Raw genomic sequence first — 19746 nt, 5'->3', positions numbered from 1 at the left:
CGTGCGCCAGGTCGAATGACATGCGGCGTAACGGCACATTACAAAATTCGAAAACTATATTCAAATTTTGTTTTGAAATTATTATTTAACCTGCAATCGAAAAAACGGCGGCTGAGCGGGCCGCCTGGTCAATCAGTCCTGTAAAGGGTCACCCCTCTGAATCGTCAAAAGGCATAGGTGACTGACAAGCTGACGACATCGCCGGACGCGTTAACCTTGCCGTCGAGACTCGCAGCGCCCAGACGGTCCACGTTTCTGGTCTTCAACTTGACTTGCTGAACGAACTGGTGGGAATAGGCGACATCAAGCGTCAGCCCGCTGATAGCCTTTACTTCGTACCCCGCGCCCAATGACAAGAAGGTGCGGTCGCCATCGGGGATCCGAGGGTCACGCGTCGAATTGCGGGTCGGTGTCTGGTCAATGGCTAGCCCTGCACGCAAGGTCAGCGCATCGGTCGCACGGAAATCTCCTCCGAGGGCGTACATCCAGGTATTTTTGAAGTTGTAGGGAATTGAAACAACCGTCATGTCACCGGATTTGAGCGTCAGGTCTTTGAACGATGACCATTGCGTCCACACCACGCTCGCACCCAAGGTGAATCGATCATTGAACCGGTGCACCCAGTCCAGGCCCGCACTGGCCGGAATATTCAGTTGGGTGCTGGCATGGGCACCGTCCGGGAACAGTTCAAGCCCCGGGTAGGCGGTGCCCACCAGCGTGCCGCTGCCGCCAAATGGGCTGGGTTGGGTCATGAGGTTGTAGGAGAACTGATCGGTGTGCACGTTGTACTTACCGGTCATCTTGTTCTTGATTCTGGCGTGGTAGTTCACTCCAAGGGTGTCGTTTTCGGTGGGCTTCCAGGCGACGCCGGTAAACCAGCCAGCCGAGACATTGTCGACCTTGACCCGCATCAGCGCACCACCGACGTCCGACGGGAACGCAATCCCCCCCAGCAGAGAATCGGACACCGCCGCCGCCGACAACAAATCGATGTTCTGGCTGACGAAGCCCTTGCTGTGCTGCACGATCACGCCGCCACCGATGGAAAACTCGTCGCTTATCTTGAACGATAACGACCCCGTCAATCCTACGGTTTCAATATTGGTATCCACTGCAAAGCCGCGCAGTTTCGACTCTTCATCCCAGGTTGAACGCATGCCTTGGGGCACGACCTGGCTCAGACCGAAGGCAAATCGGTCGCCCAGCGGCATCACCATGAAACCCGTCGGCAGCCAGGCGGAGAAACCACCTTGGCCACCGTCATTATTGTTTGCGGCAGTCGCTGTGGGATCAGGGAAACCGTTGTCATCCAACGGGGTGCTGGAAATCGGGTTGCCTGCATAGTCAGAGGCATCGCCTTTGTACTTGATCCTGATGCGTGCGTAGTCGACTGTGAACTGCGCAACGTGACGGTCTACGAAGGCCATCGCGGCCGGGTTATTGTAGGCAGCGCTCGGATCGTTCTTGAACAGCGAGCCACCGGCAAACGCCCTCCCCCAGCCGGGCGCACCATAAGTGGGCGTGGAAAAACCACCCGCGCGCACAGGTGCCGTAACCATCACCCCGCCCATCAACGCCAGTCCTAACAGAACCGGCACCGATCGTTTTTTATTATTCATAGGGTATTCCTACTGCCATCTCACTCAGCCAAACCCAACAGGCGCCTGGTTGACGGCGCCTGTCTTTTAACGGGCAATCAGCCCTTTTTGCTCAAGTCCCCCTCAAGGCACAACGGTGAATGCCGGATTTGGCTTGACGCTCAGGCTCACTAGGGTGCAGTTGCCTGCCAGCGGTTGATTGGTCGCTGTCAACACACCACCGCTGTAGCTGGCAGTGATCGTGGAAGCACCGCAATTGGAGACCGGGTACAGAATCGAACCGGCGATGGTGTACCCGACGTTGGTCACAGAGCCCCCCGTGGCACCCGTCGCCGTTAATGTCCAAGGCAGGCCGGTGATCTTGGGCAGACTGCACAGCCCCCCGCCGGTGATGGCTACACCGGTAATTTTTGCAACGCCATCGGCGTCGACATTGCCGGTAAAAGTGGCGCCGCAGTTAACAGCCGCTTGGTAGGAAGACGGTGATTTCACCGAGATCGTGCCGGGCGCGGTGAAGTGCGTGTTTACCGGGGTAATACTGTACGCATTGGCCATGGAAGCAGCGCCCATGGCAATTGCCAAGGCAGATAACGACACTAGGGTTTTCACGTTCATCATTATAATTCCTCACAGATAAAGGCGAGTTATTCGCCAGGGTAATGACCCAGATCGAAAAGTCGTGCAAAAAAAGCAGATCTTCTCGTTCCAGCCACATTTCAACTGAACAATCGATAAACAATACGAATGGATTTATTCGATAACCCTGAAGGATTACGCTGCTGAGCACGCCCATTGCTGCATGGGTCGAGCGTGGCACAATGGTTACGACGCAGATCGTTTAATTGGCTGGATGCTTGCATAGTAAGCGTTCCCCCTTTGAACTATTCGTGTTCGGACAGAACAACTTTCTGGCAACTAAGCACGCACCGAAATAGGAAAAATCTGAGCGACGTAATTCAGTAAGCACACGTAACTAAGGAAGCACGCGATGTCAGATTTGATGGCTCTTGCGCTGGACGATTTCGAGGTATTTCAAATATCGTGCCCATCAAAAAATCGATCAGAAAGCAACGCAAAAACCCAAGCGAATATGCTCGGGTTAATGTAGGAAAGTTGCCTCAAGGCTGATAATTACAGGGGGACTGGCAGGAGAACCGCCACAGTGAATGTCCGGGCAAAAAAATGGCGAGCGCGAGTCATCCGACTTGACCAGCCATCGAGAGGGGTTATGACGCGAACACCAAGATGCGCTTGATGCTCACGCCATAACGGGGTTAAAACTTGTAGGTGGCCGACAAACTGACGACATCGCCTGAAGACTCGGCAGTGCCGTCAAGACGGCCACCACCAAGACGATCGACGTTCTGGGTTTTGATATTGACCTTCTGAACGAATTGGTGAGAATACGCGGCATCCAGTGTCAGGCCGGGAATGGCCTTGACGTCGTAACCCGCGCCCAGCGATGCAAAATAGCGGTCGCCGTCGGGGATGCGCGGATCGCGCGTCGAATTACGGGTCGGCGTCTGGTCATACGCCACGCCTGCCCTCAAGGTCAACTCATCCGTGGCCTTGAAATCGCCCCCCAGGGAGTACATCCACGTGTCCTGATAATTATAAGGAATGGCAACAATCGTCGAGCCATTGGACTTGAGTGTCAGGTCCTTGAAGGACGACCATTGCGTCCACACGGCGCTGACGCCTAACGTCCAACGATCATTGAACTGGTGCACCCAGTCGATAGCGGCAGTCGCCGGAATATCCAACTGCGTGCTGGCATTGGCGCCATTGGGGAACAATTTCAGTCCAGGGTACGCCGTTTCAACCAGCGTCTTGCCATCACCAAAGATCGAATCGTCCGTCATCAAGCCGTTGTTCAGTGCATCGGCCCGAACCTTGTACTTACCCGTCAGCTTGTTTTTGATTTTGGCGTGGTAGTTCAGACCCAAGGAGTCTTTGTCGGTCGGTTTCCACACAACGCCACCAAACCAGCCAACGGAAACATTGTCCACTTTGACCCGCATCAGCGCAGTACCTACGCCTGGCGGGAACGCCCCGTTACCCAAGCCGGGAGAGACCGAAGCAGCCGAGAATAGATCGATGTTCTGGCTGACGAAGCCTTGGCTACGTTGGACGATCATGCCACCGCCGATGGAAAAGTCGTCGCGCACCTTGAAGGATAAGGACCCCGTCAAGCCGACGGTTTCAATTTTGGTGTCCACGGCGAAGTCGCGAAACTTGGAATTTTCATTCCAGGTGCTGCGCATGCCTTGCGGCACGACCTGACTGAGGCCGAATGCAAAGCGGTCGCCAATCGGGATCACCAGAAACCCGGTTGGCAGCCACGCGGTGAAACCACCCTGGCCGCCATTGTTGTTATTGACGGTTGCAGTGCTCTGATCAAAGCTACCATCGGGCGACACTGCGGTATTGCTGGCCGGATTACCGGTGTAATCGTAAGACTGCCCCGTGTATTTGATCTTGATCCGGGCATAGTCGACGGTTTGTTGAACCACGGATTGATCGACGAACGCCATCGCTGCCGGATTGTTGTATGCAGAACTTGGGTCATTCTTGAACAGAGAACCGCCGCCGAACGCCCGGCCCCAACCTGGGGCACCGTAAGTCGGCGTAGAGAACCCACCCGCCTGCACGGTAGCGGCCGTCATCAGCCCCCCCAGTATTGCCAACCCCAACAGTGTATGAGCCTGTTGTTTCTTAGTGATCATGCGGCACTCCTTATTATTATTCGCTTCCGGCATTGCCGGCTTTCTACGTCAGCCGGCACCTCAAACGAGGCACCGGCCTTTCAAAGGGTGATCAACCCTGCGTTCCGTAACGTGTGCCCGTTATGGGTTAACCGTCAGACCAGAGGCAGTGGTAGTCAGCGATACAATGTTGCAACCGCCACTCAGAGGCTGGTTTGCCGCGGTAAGGGTGTGAGACGAAGCATTCCAGGTCACATTGATGGAGGATGGGCCGCAGTCGGTGCCGGGGATAATAAAAGTCTTTTTAATGGTGTAACCAACGTTTGCCACTTTGCCTTCAGTGGCCGACGACGCAGTCAGCACCCAGCCTGGCGACGGAATGCTCTTGAGCGTAGGCAAAGCACACAAGCCACCTCCGGTCAGTGCGGCATTGGTGATAGTGGCAACACCGCCACTGACAGTACCGCTGAAAGTGATGCCACAGGTCACACTGCCGCCGAATGAAGACGGTGATTGCACCACGATGGAACCTGCGGTGGTGGTAAAGGGGCCTTCAGGGCTGATCGAAGCCGCATTGGCCATCGAAGCAGCACCCATGCAAACAGCCAAAGCAGACAACGATACGAGGGTTTTCAAACTTTTCATTGTTTTTCCTCACATGTTATGGCGAGTCATTCGCCAGGGGGTAATGGCCATGAACGAGAGGTCACGGTGAAACTGCAGAACTTCCCTTTCCAGCCAAATCTCAATTCAATTACCGCAACAACATTTGCTGTTATTCAACCACTTTGAAGTTCGGTGGCATCTTGATCGACACCGTCTTGATTGTGCAGTCTTCGCCAATCGGCACGTTCGCGGCTTCCAACTTACCGGTGGCGTTATCCCATGTACCCTCGGCGGTAGAAGGCCCGCACTTACCACCCAGGCCAAACGCATGCACATCTACGCTGATGTTCGACATGGAACCGCTCTTGGTGTCTTTGGCAACTAATACCCAGGGCAGGTTAACGGCTTCGACTCGGCTGCATTTGAGGCCGCCATCGAATTCAACTTTGTCGACATTCACCGATGAGCCGTCGGCCGCCACTTTGCCGGCGACCTTGATGGTGCAGTCGGCGCTGATCAGCGCACCTTTGGAAAAACTGATGGGGCCCTGGGCGTCAAACGCACTGCCGGCTGGCTCAATGCGCGCAGCTTGAGCCTGGTGGTAGACGATCAGGCCCAGCGCGGCCAATACGATATGGGTGGTGAACTTGGCAGGTGATTGCATGATGTACGTCCTTCCCTTGAAATTATTTTTGTTCGGGTCAAACAACTTTTTTGCAACTAATTTTAAGAGTCCTGGGCGATAGAGACCTGCGCGATGCACAGATCCCGAGCGCGTAACACACGTTTTAATTCACTTCAGAACGGCTTGGCACTGCCGCTGTACTTCTCCAGATACTTCAAGCGCTGTGACGGTTGAAGATTGGTCAGGGTGATATCCCCGGCATAATGATTCAGCACTCGATGATCCATGCGACGTCGCCATAAATAAGGCACATAGGCCCAGACGATCATGCTCGCATAGCCGTAGGGAAGTTGCGGCGACTCATCAAAGTGGCGCAACGACTGATAACTACGGGTTGGGTTGGCATGGTGATCGGAGTGCCGCTGCAATTGGAACAGAAAGATATTGGTGACAATACGGTTACTGTTCCATGAATGCCGTGGTGAGCAACGCTCATAACGACCGTTGGGCAACTTCTGGCGTTTAAGCCCGTAATGCTCGACGTAGTTCACCACTTCCAGCAGCGAGAAGCCGTAGATACCCTGAATGATCAGGAACGGGATCACTGCCGCCCCCAACCAGGCGATCATCGCGCCCCACAACACCACACTGTACATCCACGCGCTGAGTACCCCGTTCTGCCAGTGCCAGGCCGGCAAGCCGAGCTTGCGCAGGCGTTCGCGCTCCAGGTTCCACGCCGAACGGGCACTGAGCCATACCGAGCGCGGGAGGAAGGCCCAGAAGCTCTCCCCCAGGCGCGAACTGGCTGGATCTTCCGGGGTAGCCACACGTACGTGATGGCCACGGTTGTGTTCGGTGTAGAAGTGCCCGTAAAAGGTCGGGGCCAGGGTGACCTTGGCCAGGAACACTTCCAGCGCGTTGGGCTTGTGTCCCAGTTCGTGGGCCGTGTTGATTGCGATGCCGGTAGCGGCACCTGTCGACATGGCCATGCCCAGGTAAGTAAACCAACTCGCTTCGCCATGCAGTTGAGTGCGCGCAGTGATGTAGCTGGCGGCGTGGGACAGCCAGTTGGACGGTTCCAGGTTCGCCGCAGCCTGCAACAAACCACCCCGGATGATCCAGTCGATACCGCCGGCGGCCAGCCAACCGGTGATCACCACCGATGAGATGACGAACAGCACGCCGGTGTAGACGATCCAGCGGTAATAGCTTTGGGATTCGAGGTGGCTGACGGCGGATTCGGGCGGGTTGCTCACATCCTCACCGAGCAAGCTGTCGATCAGCGGAATCAGGCCGAAGATCACCAGCACGCCGACCCACCAGAGTTGCTGGATACCGGTGCAGATGGCCAGTGCACCGGAGAGCAATGGCGTGGCCAGGGGCGTGATGCCCAGCCACCACAGATGACGCTTGCCGTCGGTCCATACGCTTGGGGCTGCCAGAGTCTGATTCATGGCAACCTCCGCGGCAGGGAGGCAGAAAACAGGTTCAGGGAGCGCTGAATGCTCCGGGAAATCAACCATGCGATAAAAGGCGTTTTTTTCATTTTTATTCGCTCTTAGGCATTTCAAAAATCATTTCAAAATAAACATTGAAATATTTTTTTAAATAAATAGCGCGGAATCGATAGGTCGTCAACTATTTTTTCGAGGCCTTTTCCGCGTGACTGGGCAGTCTGTTTTTCTGCCGTTTGGTCAGGTCTCTAGGGCAAGCATCTCGGACCGTCCACCGCGCAGTGGAGGCCACGATTATTTGTTCGCCAAGGCAAATGGCGGATGCAGGATCGCGGCGGTTTCCGGCGGCCGGGCACGCTTGGCCAATTGCAGTACCGCCTCGACCACCCGCGCCGTGGCGGTGATCGGCAACATATGGCCGCGCCCTTCCACCACCTGCAGCTTCAGGCCGGGGACCCTGTCAGCCAGGGCCTGCCCGTGTTTGCGAAAGTCCAGGACCTTGTCACGCGCGCCATAGATCAGGCTGACCGGCAGCGTCAGTTGCGGGTAGCGCTTGACCATGTCCGGCAGGTAATCGTTGACCAGCGCGATCTCGCTGGACGCCGCATAGAAGTTGTCGGGCCGCATGCCCAGCAGCCCGCCGCCCCGGGTAGCAAAATCCTCTGGGGCAGTGTCCGGAGCGAACACGCCCTTGACCACAGAGCGGCGCGTGAGCAGGCCCATTGGCACGGTCAGGGTGTATGACACCCAACGCCGAAGCAGGGCCGGTCGTATCGCCAGTGACCAGAACACCAAGGGCAATGTGGGTTGCGGATGGGTCAGTGGTGCCACCAATACCAGGCCGGACACCGCATGCGGGTGGTCCAGGGCCAGCGCCAGTGAGATCGCGCCGCCGAGGGAATGGCCCAGCACCAGCGGTCTGGCCAGGCCTAGCGTGTCGATAAAGGCTGCCACTTGCCGCGCCTGGGCCGGCAAGTCCGCGGCGGTGCCTTTATGGCGCGTGGAATAGCCCGACCCCGGACGGTCAAGCGTGATCACTCGAAAGTGCTCGCACAACTGGCCGGACAAGGCGTAGGTGAGGTTGCGACTGCTGCCCATCAGCCCGTGAATCATCAACAGCGGTGGGCCCTTGCCCTCCTCGTAATAGTGAAAGCGCTCGCCATTCACTTCCACAAAACGCCCGTTGCTCGGAACGGCCGCTTCGATACGCCGCGTCATCCAGACACTGAACCCCCACAACGCGGCGCTCACGCCCATAAACACAGCCGCAGCAACAACCCATTCAACAGCCATAGCTCGGTCCTCTGCATCCCTGCTGCTGGCGACCCGACCGGAATTGATCAAGGCCTCAGCTATCGTCCACACCCTGGACCTAACGTCGTGCCTGTCCGTCGGACAAATCGCACATGAGGAACCGGGGACTAGCGTAGGCGATATTTTCAGGTAGATTATTTAAAATCTTTTTTAAAATAAGTAATTCAATTTTTCTTTGCAATGGTGTTCTATCTAAAAGACAAAACAAGAAAGGGAGCACACCCGATGCCCACGAAGGACTGCTTATGAATGCCCAGAGTGATTCAATCGACATTGCCATCATCGGCTCAGGCTTTGCCGGCCTGTGCATGGCGATCAAGCTCAAGGAGGCCGGGTTCACCGACTTCTTTGTCGCCGAGCAGGCCGACACGCTCGGGGGTACCTGGCGGGACAACCACTACCCGGGTTGCGCCTGCGATGTGCAGTCGCATGTGTACTCGTTTTCCTTTGCTCCCAACCCGGACTGGACGCGGCAGTTCGCGCCGCAGGCAGAGATCCGCGCTTACCTGGAACAATGCGCCACGCGCTTTGGGCTCGCGCCCTACCTGCGCTTCGGCATGGGCCTCAAACGCGCGGTGTTCGACGACCAACGGCAACGCTGGCAGTTGAGCTTCAGCGATGGCCGTCAGGTCAGTGCGCGGGTACTGGTATCGGGCATGGGGGGCTTGTCGCGCCCAGCGCTGCCGGAAATTCCCGGGCTCGACAGCTTCAAGGGCAAGCGCTTTCACTCCCAACAATGGGATCACGACTACGCCTTGAAGGGTAAGCGCGTGGCAGTGATCGGCACCGGCGCCAGTGCCATTCAGTTCGTGCCACAGATCGCGCCGCAGGTGGCTCACCTGGACCTGTTCCAGCGCACCCCGCCGTGGATCATGCCCAAGCCCGACCGCGCGGTTTCGCCCTTCGAACGCTGGCTGTTCAAGCACCTGCCCTTCACTCAGCGCCTGGTGCGCGGCGCCTTCTACTGGGCGCTGGAAGGCCGCGTAATCGGCTTCGCCCTGCACCCACGGCTGATGAAGATGGTGCAGAAAATCGCCCTGCGCCACCTGCATAAACAAGTGGCTCGCCCTTCGCTGCGCAAAACGCTGACCCCGGACTACACCATCGGCTGCAAGCGCGTGTTGATTTCCAATGACTACTACCCAGCGTTGTCGCGCAGCAATGTCGATGTGGTCACCGAACACGTGGTACGCATTGAAGCTGACGGTGTGATCACCGCCGACGGCATCAAGCACCCGGCCGATTGCCTGATTTTCGGCACCGGCTTCCAAGCCACCGATCCCCTGCCCCGCGATTGCATCATCGGGCGCGGTGGCGTGGACCTGATGGACACCTGGCAAGACGGCGCCCACGCCTACAAGGGCACCACCGTGCCGGGCTATCCCAACCTGTTCCTGATCGTCGGGCCCAACACCGGCCTGGGGCATAACTCGATGATCCTGATGATCGAAGCCCAGGTCACCTACATCCTCGACGCACTCCAGCACATGCAGCGGCATCGCATCGCCACTGTCGACGTCAAACCCAGTGTCGAAAGCGCCTACAACCAACAGCTGCAAGACAAGCTCAAGCGCACCATCTGGAACACCGGCGGTTGCCAAAGCTGGTACCTCGACCCGCGCACGGGCAAGAACACCACCCTATGGCCCGGCTCGACCTGGCGCTTCAAGCAGGTCACCCGGCAGTTTGCGCTCAAGGACTACGTGGCCGACCTGCTACCGGTCAACGCGCCCAGCCGTCCAGTGCCGGCGCCCCACTCCACCGCAGAAGGCAGCCTGTCATGAAGTCATTCAACGGTCGCGTAGCGGCCATTACCGGCGCGGCATGCGGCATGGGTCGCGCCCTCGCCCTGGCCCTGGCTCGGGAAGGTTGCCACTTGGCGCTGGCGGACAAAAACAGCCAGGGCTTGGAACAGACCGAGGCGTTGATCAAGACCTCGACCTTGGCCCCCGTGTTGATCACCACCCAGGTGCTGGATGTTTCCGACCGCCAGGCCATGCTGGATTGGGCCGCGCGCTGCGTTGCCGAACACGGCCAGGTCAACCTGGTGTTCAACAATGCCGGGGTGGCCCTGTCGAGCACGGTGGAAGGTGTGGACTACGCCGACCTGGAATGGATTGTCGGCATCAACTTCTGGGGCGTGGTCCACGGCACCAAGGCGTTCCTGCCGTATCTGAAAGCCTCGGGTGACGGGCACATAGTCAACACGTCCAGCGTATTCGGCCTGTTTGCCCAGCCCGGCATGAGTGGCTACAACGCTACCAAGTTCGCCGTGCGCGGCTTTACCGAATCCCTGCGCCAAGAGCTGGATATGCAGCGCTGCGGCGTCTCTGCCACCTGCGTACACCCGGGAGGCATTCGTACCGATATCTGTCGCAGCAGCCGTATCGACGCGAACATGACGGGTTTCCTGATCCACAGCGAACAGCAGGCCCGCGCCGACTTCGAGAAGCTGTTCATCACTGACGCAGACCAAGCCGCCAAAGTGATCCTGCAAGGCGTGCGCAAAAACAAGCGTCGTGTGCTGATCGGCCGCGACGCGTATTTCCTCGACCTGCTCGCCCGGTGCCTGCCGGCGGCCTATCAAGCCTTGGTGGTACTCGCCAGCAAGCGCATGGCCCCAAAAGCCCGCACGCCGGTGTTTGAAACCAACGACGAGCCCCGCCTCTGAACAGGAGCATGCACTATGTTGCCGATCCGCCGTGACATCCATTTTGACCTGCCCGCCGAGCGCATCAAGGACTGGCATGAACAGGGTCCGTTCATCACGCATTTTTTCAACGCGTTGTCGCTGTTGTTCCCCCAGGGCGAGCTGTTTTTCATGGACAGCGTGCGCCACTACCGCCAGCACATTGATGATCCTGAACTGAAGAAAGAGGTCCAGGGATTTATCGGCCAGGAGGCCATGCACAGCCGTGAGCACGTGGCCTACAACAACCTGCTGCAAGCTGCAGGGTTGCCGGCACACACCCTGGACCGACGGCTTAAATTCATCCTCGATCTGCAGAAAAAACATCTGCCGCCGTCCTTCAACCTCGCGGTGACCATTGCGCTTGAACACTACACCGCGATGCTGGCGGAAATACTCCTTAGCGACCCGACGCGTTTCGGCCATTCACTCAAAGGCTACCAGCAGATGTGGTACTGGCACGCTCTGGAGGAAACCGAACACAAGGCCGTGGCCTTCGATGTGTGGAACCGCGTGATCAAGCCCGGCCCCAAGCGTTACCTGCTACGCACCGGGACCATGCTGACCACCACGTTGCTCTTCTGGCTGGTGGTATTCGATTTCCACCTGCGCCTGCTGATTGCCGACCGCAAATCGGGGGGGCACCTGAAAGGCTTCTGGCGCATGCTGAAGTTTCTGTATGGGCCCAAGGGGGTTTTCCCACGGATGCTGGTGCCGTGGTTGCATTACTTCAAACCCGGTTTTCACCCCTGGGACCATGACAACCGCGCACGTCTGGCTGGGATAGACGGCCTGGTCGAGGAAATCGAGCAGACCCAGCGCGGTTATTAGCCCTTGGCTAACGCGGCACGCGCTCGCACAAAGCCTTCCAACTGATCGCCCGGAAGCGCCTTGCTGAAATACCAGCCTTGGATAATCAATTCGGCGCCGGTGTTCAGGAAGGCTAACTGCTCGGCAGTCTCTACCCCTTCCACCACCACACCCAGGTTCAGGGCCTCACAAAAACGCAACATGCCGGTCATGACCTGAGCGCCCTTGGGATCATGCTGGGCCACCACGAAACTGCGGTCGATCTTGATGAAGTCCACCGGAAACTGGTGCAGGTAACTCAAGGCCGAAAACCCGGTGCCGAAGTCATCGATGTAAACCTTGGCGCCGATGGCTTGCAGCTTCTGGATGGTCCGGCGCGTGGCCTGGATATCACTGACCAGCGCGTCCTCGGTGATTTCCACCGATACCTGCCCGTGGGCCTGGGCCAGAATCTCCACAAGGCGCTCGCCATAGGCCGCGTCGGTCAGGGTCGCGCTGGAAATATTGATGGTCATCGGCAAGGCAAAGCCAAGTTTTTGCCACTTCTGGTATTGGCGAACCGCCTGGGATGCCACCCACACATCCACGTCCGGCATCAACCGCGCCTGGGCCAGCCATTGCAGGAACTCCCACGGCGAATGCACCGTGCCCTGGGCATCACGGGCACGCATCAGCGCCTCACAGCCGGTGCAAAGGCCTGTGCGAGTCGAGACCTGCGGTTGAAATTCGAGGTAGAACTCGTAGTCACTGATCTGCTGGATGCGGCTCAGCTCAGTGGCCTGGCGCGCCAAGGTCTTGTGCGAAGCGAGCACCGGGTCCAGCTCGCGCAACCGGCCCTTTTCTTCAAGGCCGCGGAAGGTCATGTCCAGGGACTTGAGGTATACCGTGCCGCCCTCAGTGGCCTGGCGATGAATCGCGTGCACATACGGCGCGTACACCAGCGTGCCCAGGGCCAGCAGTGCCAGTTGCAGCGCCACCGCCGCCAGGTCGCCGTGGGTACTGAGATAGGCATTGAGCAGCACAGGCGCAGTGAACGGTACGCTGACCACTGCTGGCGACACCCACCCCATCTGCACCACGGTTAACGCCACCATGGCATTCAACGCAGGTACGATCAGAAACGGTAAGAACAAGCGCGGGTTGAGAATGATCGGTAAACCGAACAGCAGCACTTCACTGACGTTGAACAGTGAGAGCGGCAAACTCGCCACCGCCAACAGGCGCATGGACTGGCTCTTGGAGAACAGCAGGATCGCCAGCAACAGGCACAATGCACCGCCCGAACCACCGATAAACGCAAAGCTGCCCAACAGGCCGCTGTTCAACACATACTTGATCGGCTCGCCCGCTGCCGACGCCGTGCTATTGAGCACTACGGCCTGGTCCAGCACATCGAACAACGGTTGCATGGCGTACACACCGTGGATCCCGAAAAACCACAGCAGCGAATTCATCAATGTCACAAACAGGCCGCTGCCATAGGGCGATTCCAACGCATTGAGTACCTGCGGCCCTTGGAGTTGGGCCATATAGGGCACCTGCAACAACAAGGACAGCACTGCCACCAACGCCAAGGCAGTGATGGCCCCCGGCACCACCATGTTGATCGTGCCCCGCAGGTTGTGCCCCACCAGGTCTTCGTTGACCAGCCGGGTCCAGCGGTAACGGTGCAGCCAGGCAATGGCCGGCACGTTCAACAGCGGCGAAGCAATCGCGATAAACAGTACGAAGGTGGCCGAGGCGCGCGGGTAGTCCCGCAGGACAAACGTCGCCACCACCACATGAGCCAGGCACAGGAATGCCACCGGCAGTTGCGGCAGGCGATACTGGATCGCCAGCATGTAGCCAATGGAAGCGGCCACCAGCAGTGGAATGACGGAGCTGATCTGATTGTGGAGGCCGGCGAGGAACGCCACCACCGGCGGGTCGAAGCCAAGCACGCGGGCACATTCAGACAGGATCAGAAAGCTCGCCGACACCAGCAGGCACGGCAGGATCCACAACAACCCTTCGCGGATCGCTCGCAGCGACTCAGTGCTGGCCAAGGCGGCCAGGCGTTGGGTGAAGAAAAGCTTGAACAGCGATTGCGCCATAACCCATCCCTCTGCCCATCGCCCACTGTCCCTGGAAGGCAGCGCCGGAAACACGGGCTAACGCTACACGTCCTGGCACAGTGAGCGAAAGCTTTTTGCCATTCATCCGGGTGTTTTTTCAACAATGGATGACAGGAAATTCGCTGAAATTTTCCAAATAATTGACTTTTCTGAGCTGGGCCAATCGCGGAGTCTGCTTCAATACTGACTGTCTGTGTGTTTATGTGTGCAGGCTCGCGGCGCCGGGGACTCAACTGATCAAGGAAGGTTGTTTGCGAAGGCAGCAGGCACCAGGGAGGTAAGCTGGCTATGCAAAGTAAGCTGCCAATGAAGGGGCACCCGCTGTTGTTCAACGTGCTGCTGTGGGTGTTCGGCGTTGCGCTGCTGTTGACCAGCAGGGGCGTTATTGAACGAGCGACCGGGTCCCCCAGCGATAGCTCTGTGGACTTGGCCATCGTGCTGAGCGCCTATCTGTTATTGTTTTTACTCAACCCTATACGCGCCTGGACCTACCGCCGGCTGCGCAAACGCGCGCGTCGCCTCTGTGCATCCCACCGACCGGAATCCGGCCCTTGATTGGAGCAAGCCTTTGTCACCACCTGGCGATAACCACCAGCTAGCACTGGACAGGTTCCTCAACGAACACCCCGATGTGGCCTCCGAACTCAATACCCTGAACCCGCTGGCCGCCCAGGCCAAGGGCGAAACCCTGGCGCAGTACCGCGCCGAGCGGCTGCATGAAGCCTTCGAAGCGGAAGCCGAACGCCAAGGCCTGTTTGCCTGGGAATTGACCCTCAAACTGACCTCCGAGTCCGCCGAAGCCTTCGAAGCCCAGCGCCTTGAGGTGCACAGGGAAGTGGCGCAGATGGCGGGCCTGGGCTGGAGCGAGTACTGCAAGTTGCATGACCTACCCGGTTGACGCACTAGCTCAGGAACCAGCAACGACGCCGGCCCGCCAACGCGTCGCGCAACTCGGCGACGCCGACCGTTCGCTGCTCGGGGTCCATCGCCAATGCTGAACACAAAGGAGGCCAGCAGTGCCTGGGCAACTGCCTGGGCCGACGCAGTCGCTGATTCTGCTGGCGCTCGCCGGGGCGCCGGCCTTCGGCCAGTTCATAGAGCACGCAGGCAGCCCCGTACAAATCGGCACTGGCCGACGGTAACCCTCCCGCTATCAGCTCTGGCGCCGCATAAGCCGGCGTCCAGGCATTCAGGCGACTGCGGCTTAAGCTCGGCAACCCAGCTTTTGCCTGCGTCTCGGCATGGCCCAGGCCAAAATCGAACAAGCGTACCCCTTGCTCCCCCACCATGATATTCGCCGGTTTCACATCCCCATGCAGGACGCCTTGCCGATGGGTATAGGCCAGTGCATCCAGCAATTGCAGGGCCATGGGTTGCAGCTCCTGCCATGCCAGCCCCTGCGGACACTCCGGGAGCATGCGATCCAGGGTCAGGCCCGGCATCACTTCCATCGTGAAAAATGCCAGTTGGTGCGTGGTGTCTACCTCGAATGAAAACGCGCGTACCACATGGTCATGGCACAGACTTCGGGTCAGGGCGAATTCGCTGTACAGCAACACATGAGCGTCGGCGGAGGCAGAAAGGGTCTCGCCCAACAGCTTCAGCGCCACACGGCAGTCGGGCTCGCCGAACGCCTCATGCATCAGGTCCCGGGCCCGATAGACCACGCCCATGCCGCCAGTACCCAGGATTCGTTCAAGGCGATAGCGCCCCGCCAGCAGGTTGGGCGGGCCTGCCGCCGCGCTCATGGCTGGATCACCACGGCGGTGAGGTCATCCCGCGCCGGCCCCCGCAATACGTCGCTGAATAGCTGCTCCACCACCTGCCGTGGCGTACCTGCACTCATGGCCCTCCCCAGTTCCCTGTAGCTGAGCCCTTGGTACAGGCCATCGCTGCACAACAAAAATACATCTCCGGGATGGGGGCGCAGCTCCAGTATCTCGAGGCTCAGCGGCTGCCGGGCTCCAACTGCACGAGTCAACGCCCTTGCGCCTGGATGAGCCTGGGCCATTTCTGGGCTCAGTTGTTGCTTATCCATGAGGTGTTGCTGCAGGGAGTGGTCACGCGAGAGCTGGTACAGGCGCTGCCCACGCCAAAGGTAGCATCGACTGTCTCCTGCCCAGATACAGGCCGCACGGTTGTGTTCGAGTAACAGCACCACCACCGTACTGCCGATGATGCCCGCCAAGCCATCGGCAGGTTGCAACTGACTGTCGAGGCCTCTCAGGCAGCGTTGCACAGCCCCGATCCGTTGATCGAAGCCCCCTTGCCCCGCCAGCGCAGCAAGGCTGCTGACTACCCATTGACTGGCGACATTGCCTGCTTGATGGCCACCCATTCCATCGGCGACCGCCCAACAACCACCTTGCGGGCAATCCAGGAACGCGTCCTCATTGCGCGCACGATTCTTGCCTTGCGCCGTGCGCCCGGCACTGCGCCAAGGGTGCGCCCTGCTCACAGTTGCTTCGGCAGGCGAAAGGTGCGCCATGTCGCCATCTGGAACGGGCTTGGGTTGCGTTGGCTGGTGAGCAGGTAATTGGCACGCAGGCCGGCCAGCTCGGCTTTGAGTATCTGCGCATCCCTTCCACTGGCAGGCTCGCTTTGCATCAGGTCGAAAAACCGGAACAACGACCAGGCGCCACTGTCTTTTTCAATCCCAAGGGGCCGCTCCGCACCGCGCTCCAGCACCAGGCTGCTGCGACCGTTTTCTACCTCGTTCGGCCAATGAAACGCCATCGGCACGATTGGGCCGTGACGGTACTCCAGCTGCTGGTCGCCCACTCGCAGCGTCGCCCGGCTGACGGCCTGGTCCAGGCTGTAGGGCGCCAGCGTAAACCGCACGGCCCAATCACCCTGATCCTCGGTGAAAAACCCCTGGCGAATGGTCTGCGCCTTGGTCAGTTGGTCGAGGAGCGAGCGCGCCATCGGCAGGCTGCGGCCTTCCAGGGCCCGCATGCGATAACGGGTGCCCTCGACACTGACAAATGGCCGCAGGTAACCCTCATAAAAGCGCGCCATGGCGCCCCGTGGTTTGAAGAACGCCTGGAAATCGCCCAGGGCAACATCGCTGCCGGCGTGAGCATCGAAGGGGTATCGGCGCTGGATAGCCTTGGCATAGAAACCATAGACCTCACTTTGATAACGCTGATTCACATACCCATACGCGCCATCGAGCAACTGGCCCCAGCTCTGGTCGGCCACCCCTTCGAACCAGCCCCTGAGCGGTTGCGGCAAGCGGGCAGCCGCGTCACGCAGATTGCCCAATAACGGTTGCTGCCCGTCCATGCGTTGCCTGGCCATTCTGAAAGCAGCCTGCTCCGGCGAACTCTCTCGGTTCAGTGTCGACAATTGCAACTGCAGCTCATCGATCAAGCGCAAGGTCTGCGTCAACTCGGCCCCAGGGTTCTGCTCTTCATCAAGCAACTGATGCAAAGGCTCGAAGCGGCGCTGCAACGCACGCCGGGCAGGATCAGCCTGCGCCTGGCGCGATAACGTTCTGGTCAGCACGCCGGTGGCTGCCGCGCCCAACTCACCAACCTGCTGGCTTGCTGCATCAAATCGATCCAGGCTCGGCGATAAGCGTGTGTTTTCGCGAACCTGCTGCAACATTTGCACCAATGCCGACTGAGCGGAAGTCAGGCTTGCAAGCTGCTCCGCACCTTGTCTCAGACTAGAACTTTCCAACAGCCTGACCCGCCCCAGGGCGTCACTCCAGGCATCGGCGTATTCACTGAAATAGCGCTGCTCCAACGCCTGCATCAACCTGCGTAGATCCATCGCACTGAGGTCAGTGCCTTCGCCAAGCACCCAGTTATCCTGAGCAATGGAATTAACCAACTGATGGCCCTGTTTCTCGAAAAACTGCAGGTATTTTTTAGTGTAGAAACCCGGTATGGGTAGCTCGCCCCTCGAGAGCGCCGGACCTTCGGCCAGGCGGTAAGGTTCCAGGTTCCGCGCTTGTTCCCGCAGCGCCCGATAGACCACTTCCGCCAGCGACTCACCGCGCAGTACCAAGCGAGCCTGAGCGATCAACTCATCATTCAAAGGCGCCAAAATCGGTTGTTCAAGGAGCCGCGTGAAGTGTTCACTCAAACGCTTATGCGTCGAAGCATCCCCCGACCACTGGCCAGCCACATGCTTTGCCAGCCACTCGGCATCACGCCGCTCACGCAGATTGAGCATCAGGTAGGCGCGCAGGTTGTCCAGCAACCGCTCGCGGTCACTCAGGCTGCCTCGCACCTGGCCTTCGAGCAGCATGGTCACATGGGGCAGCAGTTGCTGGCGCAAGGCTTCTTCATAAGCGCCGACCACAATCGGACGACTTATCTCCCCCTGATACAACGCTGCCCGATCAACCCATCGGACCTCTGCCAGCGGTGCAAACACGTTTGTTGCAGCCAGGCGACTGTCCAGCAGCGCCAGCAACGCAAGGCCCTCGTCCGGACTGTATTGGCGGGAGGGCTGGGTTTTGATCAAATCCGCCAGTTGCGCCAGGCGCTGATGGTTGAACGCGTAACCGTGCGCCCATAACGCCGCTGCCGCCCCGATGACCAGAGAGGCGGCAAGCGCCAGCAGCCCATGACGCCGACGTAGTCGCTGCCGCTCCGGGGTATTCAAACCGGCGAGATTGGCCTCGGCAAAGATCACGCGACTGAACAAGCCCTGAACGAAGTGAGGGCGCACATCGCCGGTCTTCGCACAGGTCAGGTAGAACCCACGCAGGCCGTTGATGCGCTGGTAGCGATGAGCGGAAAACGCAGTCTCGATAAACAGGCACAGATGGTCACCGATACGTGCAACCTGTCGCGGAAAGTCGAGCATCCGGCCTCGACGCTCCCTGTTTCGCTCCTGATGCAAGCGCGGGATCAGCTCCGCACCCAGGCGCTGCAACAGGTTCTCGAACTGTTCTTTCACCTGGGTGATGTCGATGCCGGCCGCACCCGCAACCAGTCGCCCACCCAAGACGTCTTCTGCAGCGTCGCCCTGCTGCGCGTCAAAGAACTCGGCAAACCCGGCCAACCGATCGGCCTGGGTCAACACCAGATACACCGGCACGTCCACATGCAGCGTCTGCTGGATTTCATGCAGGCGGGTACGCACATGACGCGCGTGGCGCTCCAGGTCGTGCTCATTGCTGCTCAACAGTGTATCGACTGATAACGTCACTATTACGCCATTGAGCGGCCGCGTACGGCGCCATGTCTTGAGCAGACCCAGCAGTGTCGACCATCCTGCCGCATCGACTGAGTGGTCTGGCTGGTCCAAGTACCGGCCAGCCGCCTCGACCATTACGGCGTCTTCGGCAAAATACCAGTCACAGTATGGAGTCGTGCCTGGCGTCGCCGCTTCAGCTCGGTCGAGCGGAGATTGCAAGCCACTGGCAGCCAACAGGCAGGTCTTGCCACTGCCTTGCTCGCCAATCAACAGGTACCAGGGCAACTCATTGCGCCAACGTTCGCTGCGCTCTCCGTAGCGACGGGAGCTTTTCAACGTCTGCAACGCCTCCTTGAAGCGCCCACGCACGTGTCTGGTTTCGTTGTTGATCAATTCCTGCCGTTGATGACGCTCATGGTGTTCAGGCTGATTCAGTTGCGTGGTCCGGCGCGCACCCACCACGACCATTGCCAGCCCCCACAACAGCAACAACCCGCTGATGGTCAGTAAACGGGACGTCGAGCCTTGCAAGAAACGGTAGTCATCCACCGCCAGCAGAGGCCCGAAAAACCACACCAGCAGCGCACTGGAAAACACCAGCAACAGGCTCCATACCCAACTCTTGCGCAGTACCGTACCCACGCCCTTGAAGAATGCGTTCATTCATTGCTTCCTGC

Annotated in this window: 16 protein-coding genes; 5 read left to right on the top strand and 11 right to left on the bottom strand. The window is 58.9% G+C overall.

Going from position 1 to position 19746, the window contains the following annotated elements; genetic code table 11:
• Positions 1-164: 164 nt before the first annotated feature.
• The 7 genes from AACY08_RS25050 to AACY08_RS25020 form a co-directional block, all read right to left on the bottom strand.
• The gene (locus tag AACY08_RS25050; RefSeq protein WP_339471831.1) at positions 165-1619 is read right to left on the bottom strand and encodes an outer membrane protein transport protein; all 1455 of its coding nucleotides are present in this window, start codon (positions 1617-1619) and stop codon (positions 165-167) included.
• Between the two features lie 102 nt (positions 1620-1721).
• Positions 1722-2216 (bottom strand): alkane oxidation protein activator PraB, encoded by a 495-nt coding sequence (gene praB, locus AACY08_RS25045; protein WP_339471829.1) that lies wholly within the window; start codon positions 2214-2216, stop codon positions 1722-1724.
• A 656-nt stretch (positions 2217-2872) separates the two neighbouring features.
• A complete protein-coding gene (locus tag AACY08_RS25040; RefSeq protein ID WP_339471827.1) occupies positions 2873-4324 on the bottom strand; it encodes an outer membrane protein transport protein in 1452 nt (483 codons plus the stop codon).
• A 120-nt stretch (positions 4325-4444) separates the two neighbouring features.
• Complete coding sequence (praB, locus tag AACY08_RS25035) at positions 4445-4948, bottom strand: alkane oxidation protein activator PraB (protein WP_339415903.1); 504 nt, start codon at positions 4946-4948, stop codon at positions 4445-4447.
• Positions 4949-5078: 130 nt separating this feature from the next.
• Positions 5079-5573, bottom strand: coding sequence for an alkane oxidation protein activator PraA (gene praA / locus AACY08_RS25030; protein WP_339471826.1), 495 nt, complete (start codon positions 5571-5573; stop codon positions 5079-5081).
• Between the two features lie 134 nt (positions 5574-5707).
• A complete protein-coding gene (locus tag AACY08_RS25025; protein ID WP_339471825.1) occupies positions 5708-6988 on the bottom strand; it encodes an alkane 1-monooxygenase in 1281 nt (426 codons plus the stop codon).
• 294 nt (positions 6989-7282) lie between these two features.
• Positions 7283-8281, bottom strand: a complete 999-nt coding sequence (locus AACY08_RS25020; RefSeq protein WP_339471824.1) for an alpha/beta fold hydrolase — start codon at positions 8279-8281, stop codon at positions 7283-7285.
• A gap of 266 nt (positions 8282-8547) precedes the next feature.
• Here AACY08_RS25020 and AACY08_RS25015 point away from each other — a divergent pair, with 266 nt between their 5' ends.
• From AACY08_RS25015 to AACY08_RS25005, 3 genes are read left to right on the top strand one after another with little or no spacing between them, the layout of a single operon-like run.
• A complete protein-coding gene (locus AACY08_RS25015) occupies positions 8548-10086 on the top strand; it encodes a flavin-containing monooxygenase (protein ID WP_339471823.1) in 1539 nt (512 codons plus the stop codon).
• The gene (locus tag AACY08_RS25010; RefSeq protein WP_339471822.1) at positions 10083-10973 is read left to right on the top strand and encodes an SDR family NAD(P)-dependent oxidoreductase; all 891 of its coding nucleotides are present in this window, start codon (positions 10083-10085) and stop codon (positions 10971-10973) included. Before AACY08_RS25015 ends, AACY08_RS25010 begins: the two co-directional genes overlap by 4 nt.
• 15 nt (positions 10974-10988) lie before the next feature.
• Positions 10989-11822 (top strand): metal-dependent hydrolase, encoded by an 834-nt coding sequence (locus AACY08_RS25005; RefSeq protein ID WP_339471821.1) that lies wholly within the window; start codon positions 10989-10991, stop codon positions 11820-11822.
• On the opposite strand, the gene AACY08_RS25000 is transcribed toward AACY08_RS25005, so the two are convergent.
• Complete coding sequence (locus AACY08_RS25000) at positions 11819-13894, bottom strand: EAL domain-containing protein (RefSeq protein ID WP_339471820.1); 2076 nt, start codon at positions 13892-13894, stop codon at positions 11819-11821. The two genes, AACY08_RS25005 and AACY08_RS25000, sit on opposite strands and share 4 nt — an antisense overlap.
• Before the next feature lie 309 nt (positions 13895-14203).
• On the opposite strand from AACY08_RS25000, the gene AACY08_RS24995 reads away from it, so the two are divergent.
• Both AACY08_RS24995 and AACY08_RS24990 read left to right on the top strand, forming a co-directional pair.
• Positions 14204-14470: a hypothetical protein gene (locus tag AACY08_RS24995; RefSeq protein WP_339471819.1), complete on the top strand. Its 267-nt coding sequence runs from the start codon at positions 14204-14206 to the stop codon at positions 14468-14470.
• Between the two features lie 13 nt (positions 14471-14483).
• Entirely contained in the window at positions 14484-14813 is a 330-nt protein-coding gene (locus AACY08_RS24990) for a DUF6388 family protein (RefSeq protein WP_339471817.1), read from the top strand.
• Between the two features lie 4 nt (positions 14814-14817).
• On the opposite strand, the gene AACY08_RS24985 is transcribed toward AACY08_RS24990, so the two are convergent.
• From AACY08_RS24985 to tssM, 3 genes are read right to left on the bottom strand one after another with little or no spacing between them, the layout of a single operon-like run.
• Positions 14818-15663 (bottom strand): serine/threonine-protein kinase, encoded by an 846-nt coding sequence (locus AACY08_RS24985; protein ID WP_339471815.1) that lies wholly within the window; start codon positions 15661-15663, stop codon positions 14818-14820.
• Positions 15660-16403, bottom strand: a complete 744-nt coding sequence (locus AACY08_RS24980) for a PP2C family protein-serine/threonine phosphatase (protein WP_339471813.1) — start codon at positions 16401-16403, stop codon at positions 15660-15662. Before AACY08_RS24980 ends, AACY08_RS24985 begins: the two co-directional genes overlap by 4 nt.
• On the bottom strand, positions 16370-19732 hold the full coding sequence (gene tssM, locus AACY08_RS24975; RefSeq protein ID WP_339471811.1) for a type VI secretion system membrane subunit TssM: 3363 nt from the start codon (positions 19730-19732) through the stop codon (positions 16370-16372). The genes AACY08_RS24980 and tssM overlap by 34 nt, the downstream gene beginning before the upstream one ends.
• Between the last annotated feature and the right edge of the window lie 14 nt (positions 19733-19746).

It is taken from the genome of Pseudomonas sp. EL_65y_Pfl1_R83 (assembly GCF_963970695.1).
Classification (GTDB): Bacteria; Pseudomonadota; Gammaproteobacteria; order Pseudomonadales; family Pseudomonadaceae; genus Aquipseudomonas; species Aquipseudomonas tritici.
Note: the sequence above shows the minus strand (reverse complement) of the source record. Positions and strands in the feature narration are given on the sequence as shown.